Origin of the sequence: Dorea phocaeensis, from assembly GCF_900240315.1 — a bacterium.
Classification (GTDB): domain Bacteria; phylum Bacillota; class Clostridia; order Lachnospirales; family Lachnospiraceae; genus Dorea_B; species Dorea_B phocaeensis.
The window spans coordinates 2,501-5,153 of the sequence record NZ_OEPZ01000011.1; the positions used below are offsets into that span (position 1 = coordinate 2,501).

1 rRNA gene (only partly in view) is annotated in these 2,653 nt (G+C 51.5%); it reads left to right on the forward strand.

Annotated elements, in window-relative coordinates:
* Positions 1-2,602, forward strand: a 23S ribosomal RNA gene (locus C0979_RS11750) (it extends 290 nt beyond the left edge of the window).
* Positions 2,603-2,653: the final 51 nt, after the last annotated feature.

Sequence of the window (2,653 nt, forward strand, 5' to 3'; positions counted from 1 at the left end):
GGGGTTCGGACCGCGGAATTGATTCCAGATCTTTAGCAGAATGGTTTTGGGAAAGCCAGCCAGAGAGGGTGAAAGCCCCGTAAGCGAAAGAGAGAAGGACAAGGCGGGATCCAGAGTAGGTCGAGACACGTGAAACCTTGACTGAAGGAGCGGGGACCACCCCGTAAGGCTAAATACTCCTTAGTGACCGATAGCGCATAGTACTGTGAAGGAACGGTGAAAAGAACCCCGGGAGGGGAGTGAAAAAGAACCTGAAACCATATGTTTACAAGCTGTGGAACATCTTTATATGATGAACCGCGTACTTTTTGTAGAACGGTCCGGCGAGTTACGCTGGCTGGCAAGGTTAAGCACTTTAAGGTGTGGAGCCGAAGGGAAACCAAGTCTTAATAGGGCGAGGAGTCAGTCAGAGTAGACCCGAAACCGGGTGATCTATCCATGTCCAGGTTGAAGTTGCCGTAAAAGGCAATGGAGGACCGAACCCACATCCGTTGAAAAGGGTGGGGATGAGGTGTGGATAGGGGAGAAATTCCAATCGAACCCGGAGATAGCTGGTTCTCCTCGAAATAGCTTTAGGGCTAGCCTCATACGAGTCTTGCGGAGGTAGAGCACTGAATTTCCTAGGGGGCGTCAAAGCTTACCGAAGAATATCAAACTCCGAATGCCGCGTAGATGATGTATGGGAGTCAGACTGCACGAGATAAGTTGGGTAGTCGAAAGGGAAAGAGCCCAGACCTGCAGCTAAGGTCCCAAAATGTGTGTTAAGTGGAAAAGGATGTGGGATTTCAAAGACAACTAGGATGTTGGCTTAGAAGCAGCCATACATTCAAAGAGTGCGTAATAGCTCACTAGTCGAGAGGTCCTGCGCCGAAAATGTCCGGGGCTGAAACACACTACCGAAGCTCAGGAATCAACGAATGTTGATTGGTAGAGGAGCATTGGATGCGAGACGAAGCAGTACCGGAAGGAGCTGTGGATTGCATCGAAGAGAGAATGCCGGAATGAGTAGCGAGAGGAAGGTGAGAATCCTTCCGGCCGAATATCTAAGGTTTCCAGAGTAAAGCTGATCTGCTCTGGGTAAGTCGGGGCCTAAGGCGAGGTCGAAAGACGTAGTCGATGGATAACAGGTGGAAATTCCTGTACCACAAACTAACAGAACTGTGGGGACACGTGTGGAAAGCATAAGCCGGGAATGGAAAGACCGGCGCAAGCGAAGTAGGAGAAGGGTAGGCAAATCCGCTCTTCAATCCAAAGGCGTGATGCGGACCGAACAGAAGTAGGGAAGTATGTGAGCCATGCGTCAAGAAAAGCCGCTATTGTTTAGTTTGTGCCCGTACCGTAAACCGACACAGGTGGATGAGGAGAGAATCCTAAGGCCGACGGGAGAAGCATTGTTAAGGAACTCGGCAAAATGACTCCGTAACTTCGGGAGAAGGAGTGCCAGTGAGAGCTGGCCGCAGAGAATTGGCCCAAGCAACTGTTTAGCAAAAACACAGGTCTATGCAAAACCGAAAGGTGAAGTATATGGGCTGACGCCTGCCCGGTGCTGGAAGGTTAAGGGGAGAAGTTAGCGTACGCGAAGCTTTGAACTTAAGCCCCAGTAAACGGCGGCCGTAACTATAACGGTCCTAAGGTAGCGAAATTCCTTGTCGGGTAAGTTCCGACCCGCACGAAAGGCGTAATGATTTGGGCACTGTCTCAACAATGCACCCGGTGAAATTGAAATACCAGTGAAGATGCTGGTTACCTGCGCCAGGACGGAAAGACCCCATGGAGCTTTACTCCAGCTTGATACTGGGATTCGGTATTGCATGTACAGGATAGGTGGGAGGCAAAGAAGTGGTTACGCCAGTAGCCATGGAGCCGCTGTTGGGATACCACCCTTGCAGTATTGGGTTTCTAACCAGAGGCCGTGAACCGGTCTGGGGACAATGTCAGGTGGGGAGTTTGACTGGGGCGGTCGCCTCCGAAAGGGTATCGGAGGCGCTCAAAGGTCCTCTCAGAATGGACGGAAACCATTCGTAGAGTGCAAAGGCAGAAGAGGGCTTGACTGCGACACCGACGGGTGGAGCAGGTACGAAAGTAGGACTTAGTGATCCGGTGGTATAAAGTGGGATTGCCATCGCTCAACGGATAAAAGCTACCCTGGGGATAACAGGCTTATCACTCCCAAGAGTTCACATCGACGGAGTGGTTTGGCACCTCGATGTCGGCTCATCGCATCCTGGGGCTGAAGTAGGTCCCAAGGGTTGGGCTGTTCGCCCATTAAAGCGGTACGCGAGCTGGGTTCAGAACGTCGTGAGACAGTTCGGTCCCTATCCGGCGTGGGCGTAGGATATTTGAGAGGAGCTGCCCTTAGTACGAGAGGACCGGGGTGGACTGGCCGCTGGTGTATCTGTTGAACTACCAGGTTCATGGCAGAGTAGCCAAGCCGGGACGGGATAAACGCTGAAGGCATCTAAGCGTGAAGCCCCCCTCAAGATGAGATATCCCTACGATTGAGTAGTAAGACCCCTTGAAGACGACGAGGTAGATAGGACAGAGGTGGAAGTGTGGTAACACATGTAGCTGACTGTTACTAATCGGTCGAGGGCATGACCAAGCAAGGTGATAGGTAAAAGGATGAAAACGTTTCTTATATGCAGTTTTGAAG